Source organism: Streptomyces sp. NPDC052012, assembly GCF_040689265.1.
In the GTDB taxonomy this organism is placed as follows: Bacteria; Actinomycetota; Actinomycetes; order Streptomycetales; family Streptomycetaceae; genus Streptomyces.
This window is the reverse complement of record NZ_JBFAXA010000042.1, coordinates 26,514-33,904: the sequence shown is the minus strand read 5'-3', so window position 1 is coordinate 33,904 and position 7,391 is coordinate 26,514. Positions and strand designations below refer to the sequence as shown.

At 68.2% G+C, this 7,391-nt stretch carries 7 protein-coding genes and 1 pseudogene; 1 reads left to right on the top strand and 7 read right to left on the bottom strand.

The genetic code is table 11. From position 1 onward, the window contains the following. Positions 1–140 precede the first annotated feature (140 nt). From prcA to arc, 6 genes and pseudogenes are all read right to left on the bottom strand, one after another. Positions 141–923 (bottom strand): proteasome subunit alpha, encoded by a 783-nt coding sequence (gene prcA, locus AB0412_RS35270; RefSeq protein ID WP_366406708.1) that lies wholly within the window; start codon positions 921–923, stop codon positions 141–143. 59 nt (positions 924–982) lie between these two features. After that, a complete protein-coding gene (gene prcB / locus AB0412_RS35265; RefSeq protein WP_366406707.1) occupies positions 983–1,828 on the bottom strand; it encodes a proteasome subunit beta in 846 nt (281 codons plus the stop codon). After that, a pseudogene (locus AB0412_RS35260) lies at positions 1,780–1,968 on the bottom strand (endonuclease domain-containing protein); the annotation flags it as partial. The gene prcB and the pseudogene AB0412_RS35260, both read right to left, overlap by 49 nt. Positions 1,969–2,142: 174 nt before the next feature. After that, positions 2,143–2,361: a ubiquitin-like protein Pup gene (locus AB0412_RS35255; protein WP_366406706.1), complete on the bottom strand. Its 219-nt coding sequence runs from the start codon at positions 2,359–2,361 to the stop codon at positions 2,143–2,145. A 197-nt stretch (positions 2,362–2,558) separates the two neighbouring features. Beyond that, positions 2,559–4,070: a depupylase/deamidase Dop gene (dop, locus tag AB0412_RS35250; RefSeq protein ID WP_366406705.1), complete on the bottom strand. Its 1,512-nt coding sequence runs from the start codon at positions 4,068–4,070 to the stop codon at positions 2,559–2,561. Positions 4,071–4,304: 234 nt separating this feature from the next. Continuing rightward, on the bottom strand, positions 4,305–6,071 hold the full coding sequence (gene arc, locus AB0412_RS35245) for a proteasome ATPase (protein ID WP_366406704.1): 1,767 nt from the start codon (positions 6,069–6,071) through the stop codon (positions 4,305–4,307). Positions 6,072–6,316: 245 nt separating this feature from the next. Here arc and AB0412_RS35240 point away from each other — a divergent pair, with 245 nt between their 5' ends. After that, on the top strand, positions 6,317–6,622 hold the full coding sequence (locus tag AB0412_RS35240) for a ferredoxin (protein WP_366406703.1): 306 nt from the start codon (positions 6,317–6,319) through the stop codon (positions 6,620–6,622). Between the two features lie 60 nt (positions 6,623–6,682). On the opposite strand, the gene AB0412_RS35235 is transcribed toward AB0412_RS35240, so the two are convergent. Continuing rightward, on the bottom strand, positions 6,683–7,261 hold the full coding sequence (locus AB0412_RS35235; RefSeq protein ID WP_366406702.1) for a hypothetical protein: 579 nt from the start codon (positions 7,259–7,261) through the stop codon (positions 6,683–6,685). Positions 7,262–7,391: the final 130 nt, after the last annotated feature.

The following is a 7,391-nucleotide window of genomic DNA, read 5'->3' as shown; positions in this document are numbered from 1 at the left end:
TTTGAGTGACCGATTCCGCGCCAGACCGAGGACGGACACCACCGCCCCGGCCCCGACTCACCCACCACCCGTAGGCGCTACGCGCACCCCCACCGAAGCCGCAGCGGCGCCGCAGGCATCCACCCACGGCCCGCCACCCGCTACTCCTCCTCGGCCCCGGAATCGGCGTCCGCATCCGCGTCAGCGCCCGCGCCCGCACCCGCCTGCGACGCCGTCTCCGCCGACCCGGCCTCCAGCAACCGCACCAGCTGCCGCCCGGTGATCCTCCGGAACTTCCGCTTCTGCGGCCGCGTCCGATCCAGCACCGCCACCTCCAGCCGCTCCGCGGGAATCTCCCGCTCACTGCCATTGGTGTCCCGCGACAGCGACTGCACCGCCAGCCTCAGCGCCTCCGCCAGCGTCATCCCGTCCCGGTGCCGCTGATCCAGGTACCCGCTGATCTGCTCCGCGTTACCGCCCACCGCCACCGAGCCGTGCTCGTCCACGATGGACCCGTCATGCGGCAACCGGTAGATCTGGTCCTGCTCCGGGGTCTCCCCGACCTCGGCCACCACCAGCTCCACCTCGTACGGCTTCTCCCCCACACTCGAGAAGATCGTGCCCAGCGTCTGCGCGTACACGTTCGCCAGACCCCGAGCCGTCACATCGTCCCGGTCGTAGGTGTAACCCCGCAGATCGGCATACCGCACCCCACCGATCCGCAGATTCTCGTACTCGTTGTACTTACCGGCCGCGGCGAACCCGATCCGGTCGTAGATCTCGCTGAACTTGTGCAGCGCACGGGACGGATTCTCGCCGACGAACACGATCCCGTCGGCATACTGCAGCACCACCAGGCTGCGCCCCCGGGCAATGCCCTTCCGCGCGTACTCCGCGCGATCGGCCATCGCCTGCTGAGGTGAGACATAGAACGGCGTCGACACCGGTTACCCGTCCCTTTCTGTCGAAGTCACTGGATCACCCACACCCACAGAGCCGCCGGCTACAGCAGCGCCGCCCGCGGACCGTCCGGCTGCTCCAGCCGCCGCTCCAGCACGGACCGGGCGATCTCGGACGCCTCGTCCTCGGTCAGCCGGCGGAAGCCGTCCTCGGTGATCACGGTGACGATCGGATAGATCCGGCGGGCGACATCGGGACCACCGGTCGCCGAGTCGTCGTCAGCCGCGTCGTACAGGGCCTGCACCACCAGTGTGGTGGCCTCGGCCTCACTCAGGTCGTCCCGGTAGAGCTTCTTCATCGCGCCGCGGGCGAAGATCGACCCGGAGCCGGTGGCCGCGAATCCCTGCTCCTCCGAACGCCCACCGGTGACGTCGTAGGAGAAGATCCGCCCCTTCTCCCGGTCCACGTCGTACCCGGCGAACAGCGGGACCACCGCCAGCCCCTGCATGGCCATGCCCAGGTTCGAACGGATCATGGTCGACAGCCGGTTCGCCTTGCCCTCCAGCGACAGCTGCGCGCCCTCGACCTTCTCGAAGTGCTCCAGCTCCAGCTGGAACAGCTTCACCATCTCCACGGCCAGGCCCGCCGTACCGGCGATGCCCACCGCCGAGTACTCGTCGGCCGGGAACACCTTCTCGATGTCCCGCTGCGCGATGACATTCCCCATGGTCGCCCGCCGGTCACCGGCGAGCACGACACCGCCGGGGAACGTCACGGACACGATGGTCGTCCCGTGCGGCGCCTCGATCGCACCCTGCACCGGCGGCAACGACCTCTTGCCCGGCAGCAGCTCCGGCTGGTGCTCGGAGAGGAAGTCCATGAAGGAGGAAGACCCTGGCGTCAGGAAGGCAGCTGGTAGACGCCCGGTGCTACGAGTGTTGGCTTCCACGCGATTCCTTCCACGTATGCGGCAGCCCGCCTTATGGCATCGGGCCGGTCCTTGAACTGCCCCAGCGCGACATTGCAGCTGAAGCACAGTACGCCACGGACCCTACCCGTCTTGCGGCAGTGATCCACATGTGCTGCGGGAACCGATGGACAGATGCAACAGTCGCCCCCTCAGCAGGCGTTGTGCCGGGTCGGAGGCGCGGGGCGAAGACTGCCCGCGGCCGGATTTCCCCACACCGCGGGCAGCGCCCCGCCGCCACCCCTTCCCGCACACACACCCGGCCCCAGGGCCTTCGACACGAAGGCCGCAGCGGCCTACTGGCCACCCTTCTGAACGAAGGAGCGCACGAAGTCCTCGGCGTTCTCCTCGAGGACGTCGTCGATCTCGTCCAGCACCGAGTCCACGTCGTCCGACAGCTTCTCCTGCCGCTCCTTGAGGTCCTCCGAAGCCTGCGTCTCCGCCGCCTGCTCCTCGACCTCTTCCGTGGACCGCGTGGCCCTCTGCTGTCCGCCGCCGGTGTCCTTGGTCGCCATCACCCTCACCCCGCTCGGTTCGCCCGACACAGTTGCTCGGTCAAGATCAGACCCTACAAGCCGGGTCCGACAATGGCCCCGCAGTTGCTCCAACGTACGGGGACCACCTCGATGATTCCCGGACCCGGGATTTTCCACCCTGTCCGGCCGGACCTTCCGTGGACCCGGGTACCCCGGATACCCGCTCGGCCCTTGGCTCACCCCCCGGACAGCACCCTGACCAGGTCTTCCGCCGTCCGGCAGCGGTCCAGCAGCTCCTTGACGTGATTACGCGTTCCGCGAAGCGGTTCCAGGGTTGGAACCCGCTGCAGCGAGTCCCGGCCCGGCAGATCGAAGATCACCGAGTCCCAGGAGGCCGCCGCCACGTCGTCGGCGTACTGCTCCAGGCACCGCCCGCGGAAGTACGCACGGGTGTCCTCCGGCGGCTTCGTACGGGCCCGTTCGACCTCGCCCTCGTCCAGCAGCCGCTTCATCCTGCCGCGGGCCACCAGACGGTTGTACAGGCCCTTGTCGGGGCGTACGTCGGCGTACTGCAGGTCGACCAGGTGCAGCCGTGCCGCGTCCCAGTCGACGCCGTCACGGCGCCGGTAGCCCTCCATCAGCTCCCGCTTGGCGACCCAGTCCAGCTCGCCGGCCAGGCTCATCGGGTCGTTCTCCAGGCGCGTGAGGGTGTCCTCCCAGCGGGCCAGGACGTCCTTGGTCTGGTCGTCGGCGTCGGCCCCGAAGCGCTCCTCGACGTACTTGCGCGACAGCTCGAAGTACTCCATCTGGAGCTGCACAGCGGTGAGCGTGCGCCCGCTGCGCAGCGTGACGAGCCGCTTCAGCGTCGGGTCGTGCGAGACCTGGTGCAGGGTGCGAACCGGCTGGTCGACGGCCAGGTCCACCGCGATGAAGCCGTCCTCGATCATGGACAGCACCAGCGCCGTCGTGCCCAGCTTCAGGTAGGTGGAGATCTCGGACAGGTTCGCGTCGCCGATGATCACATGCAGCCTGCGGTATTTCTCGGCGTCCGCGTGCGGCTCGTCCCGTGTGTTGATGATCGGGCGCTTCAGCGTGGTCTCCAGCCCGACCTCGACCTCGAAGTAGTCGGCGCGCTGGCTGAGCTGGAAGCCGTGTTCGTGGCCGTCCTGGCCGATGCCGACGCGGCCGGCGCCTGCGAAGACCTGGCGGGAGACGAAGAAGGGCGTGAGGTGGCGCACGATGTCCGAGAAGGGGGTCTCCCGCTTCATCAGGTAGTTCTCGTGCGTGCCGTAGGACGCGCCCTTGTTGTCGGTGTTGTTCTTGTACAGGTGGATCGGCTGGGCTCCGGGCAGCTGGGCGGCCCGCTCCGCGGCCTCGGCCATGATCCGCTCACCGGCCTTGTCCCAGAGCACGGCGTCCCGCGGATTGGTGACCTCGGGCGCGCTGTACTCCGGATGGGCGTGGTCGACGTAGAGCCGAGCGCCATTGGTGAGGATCACGTTGGCCAGGCCGATGTCCTCGTCGGTGAGCTGGCTGGCGTCGGCGGCCTCGCGGGCGAGGTCGAAGCCTCGCGCGTCCCGCAGCGGGTTCTCCTCCTCGAAGTCCCAGCGGGCCCGGCGGGCCCGGTGCATCGCGGCCGCGTAGGCGTTGACGATCTGGGACGAGGTGAGCATGGCATTGGCGTTGGGGTGGCCGGGGACGGAGATCCCGTACTCCGTCTCGATGCCCATTACTCGCCGTACGGTCATGCGGCCCTCCTTGCCCGGCGGCGTCCCCGGTCGGGGGCGCTGCTCAAGTACCGCCGACGCTCAGGTGCGTGTGCGGTGCCCGTCCCCGCACTGCGCGACATGGCGGTACGGAAGAGCCTAGAACGCCTTTGCGCTGGTGGGGAGATCATTTGCGTCATTGCTGTGCTCCAGCCGTGGCCCGAAAAACAGTCGGCTGCGGGTACCCGCTGAGGGCACCCGCAGCCGCCCTGGCTTTTACAGGTACTGACCGGTGTTCGCCACCGTGTCGATGGAGCGTCCGGTGTCCGCGCCCTGCTTTCCGGTGATGAGGGTGCGGATGTAGACGATCCGCTCGCCCTTCTTTCCGGAGATACGGGCCCAGTCGTCCGGGTTGGTGGTGTTGGGCAGGTCCTCGTTCTCCTTGAACTCGTCCACGCAGGCCTGGAGCAGGTGGGAGACGCGCAGACCCTTCTGGTTCTTCTCGAGGAAGTCCTTGATCGCCATCTTCTTGGCGCGGCCGACGATGTTCTCGATCATGGCGCCGGAGTTGAAGTCCTTGAAGTAGAGGACTTCCTTGTCGCCGTTGGCGTAGGTGACCTCGAGGAAGCGGTTCTCCTCGGTTTCTGCGTACATCTGTTCCACAGCGGTCTGGATCATGCTTTCGACCGTCGTGGTCTTGTCGCCGCCGTGCTCGGCGAGGTCGTCGGCGTGCAGCGGGAGGCGCTCGGTGAGGTACTTGCCGAAGATGTCCTTGGCGGCTTCCGCGTCCGGACGTTCGATCTTGATCTTCACGTCGAGCCGGCCGGGCCGCAGGATGGCGGGGTCGATCATGTCCTCGCGGTTGGAGGCGCCGATCACGACCACGTTCTGCAGGCCCTCCACGCCGTCGATCTCGGCGAGGAGCTGCGGGACGATGGTGTTCTCCACGTCCGAGCTGACGCCGGAGCCGCGGGTGCGGAAGAGGGACTCCATCTCGTCGAAGAAGACGATGACGGGGGTGCCCTCGCTGGCCTTCTCACGGGCCCGCTGGAAGACCAGGCGGATCTGCCGCTCGGTCTCGCCGACGTACTTGTTCAGCAGCTCGGGGCCCTTGATGTTCAGGAAGAAGCTCTTGCCGGCGGCCTGGCCGGTCACCTCGGCGACCTTCTTGGCCAGCGAGTTGGCGACGGCCTTGGCGATGAGCGTCTTGCCGCATCCGGGCGGCCCGTAGAGCAGGACGCCCTTGGGCGGGCGCAGTTCGTGCTCCTTGAACAGGTCGGGGTAGAGGTACGGCAGCTCGACCGCGTCGCGGATGGCCTCGATCTGGTTGCCGAGGCCGCCGATCTGCTCGTAGCCGATGTCGGGGACTTCCTCCAGGACGAGCTCTTCGACCTCGCTCTTGGGGACGACCTCGTAGACGTATCCCGAGCGCGGTTCCAGGAGCAGGGCGTCACCGGCGCGGATGGTGGCGTCCAGCAGCGGCTCGGCGAGCCGCACCACCCGTTCCTCGTCGGTGTGCCCGAGCACCAGGGCGCGCTCGCCGTCCTCGAGGATCTCCTTGAGGGTGACGATGTCGCCGACGCGCTCGAACTCCATGGCCTCGACCACGTTGAGCGCTTCGTTGAGCATCACTTCCTGGCCGCGCCGCAGCTCGTCGAGCTCGACGCTGGGACTCACGTTCACACGGAGCTTGCGGCCGCCGGTGAAGATGTCGGCGGTGCCGTCCTCGTTCGCGGCGAGGAAGACTCCGAAGCCGGCCGGGGGCTGGGCGAGCCGGTCGACCTCCTCCTTGAGGGCCACGATCTGGTCGCGGGCCTCACGGAGCGTGTTGGCGAGTCGTTCGTTCTGGGCGGATACGCCGGCCAGGTTGGTCTGCAGCTCGACGATCCGCTCTTCGAGAATCCTCGTGTGTCGCGGAGAGTCGGCGAGCTTGCGTCGCAGGACGGCGATCTCCTGCTCAAGGTAGGCGATCTGCCCGGCCGGGTCGTCGGACCCGCGTCCCGGGCGGATGCCGCGGTTCATGTCGTCGTCGTGGGCTGCCACGGTCCTCACCTCCTCCAAGGGGAGCTGGACGCTTCCAGACCCTACCTGGGCGGGTGTCGATTGAAACCCCTAGATCACAAAGACGGTCGGGGTGTGTCCGATCTTCACCCTTGCGCTCTCCCTCACGCCAGGGGAATACCCACCGAAGATGATTGGAACCCAGGCAGAGGTAGGGTCGAAGTGTTCAACACCCGTCGGAGCTGGCCGGATTCCCGTGCGGCTCGACGCAGGAAACGGCAGGAGAGATGAGCGTGCAGCAGGAGGCCGGAGTCGACGGGGAGGCCCTGGAGGTCTGGATCGACCAGGACCTGTGTACCGGCGACGGCATCTGTGCCCAGTACGCCCCCGAGGTGTTCGAGCTGGACATCGACGGGCTGGCCTACGTGAAGGGCGCGGACGACGAGCTTCTGCAGGCCGCGGGGGCGGCAACGCCCGTACCGCTGCCGCTTCTCACGGATGTGATCGACTCGGCGAAGGAGTGTCCGGGCGAGTGCATCCACGTACGTCGTGTTTCGGACAGTGTCGAGGTGTACGGACCGGACGCCGGGTGACGGGGGCGGCACGGTCCGTGATCGCTGTCTGATTTCTCACACGGCCTCTCGCGCGTTGTCTCACACGCTGCGGGCACCGGCGGGGTCGGAGCGCACGAACGCGCCGTTGTCCCACCGCCACTTCACGTCCTTGCGCACGTCGGGGCAGCAACTGGGCACGTCGGCGGAGGAGTAGCCGAGGACGGTGGCGGTGATGCCGCCGTCCTGCACGGTGAAGTCGTCGACGTTGGTGCGGTCCTTGGGATCGACGAGGGTGGCCACCAGGCGCGGCTCGGCGCTGTCCGCGGCCCGGGTGAGGACGTACATGCCGTCGGGCGGGGTGCCCATGGGGGCGTCGCAGTGGACCGCCGCGACCGTCTCGGGGCGTCCGTCGCCGTCGAGGTCGCCGGACGCCTGCTTCTTCACGACGAGTTTCACGGGGCCGCAGTCGAGGGGGAACTCGACGGCGTCCGGGTCCGGCGGGGCGATGTGCGCGGGGGCGCTCCTGGTCTGCGGGGCGGGGGTCTGGGCGGCGGTGGCGGCGTCGGGCTGGAAGACGGAGGAGAGCGCCACGACTCCGGCGACGGCCGTGGCGGTGGCGACCCAGTGGATGGGCCGGGTGTGCGTGTGGGCGAGCTCCGGGACGGCGGATTGCTGCACGAGGAGGGTCTCCTGTGAGGGCTGTGCCGGTGGGGGTGGCCAGCATCGTGCCACACGTCACAGTGCGGGGGAACGGCGGGGTGTGGAGTTACGGTTCGGGGTTTCGGCGCGGGTTGTGCGGTGACGGCCC

Bases quoted from the DNA above. Each gene is read 5' to 3' on its own strand.
- AB0412_RS35255 (WP_366406706.1), bottom strand. From the start codon at position 2,361: ATGGCGACCAAGGACACCGGCGGCGGACAGCAGAGGGCCACGCGGTCC.
- dop (WP_366406705.1), bottom strand. From the start codon at position 4,070: ATGACCGTACGGCGAGTAATGGGCATCGAGACGGAGTACGGGATCTCC.
- AB0412_RS35240 (WP_366406703.1), top strand. From the start codon at position 6,317: ATGAGCGTGCAGCAGGAGGCCGGAGTCGACGGGGAGGCCCTGGAGGTC.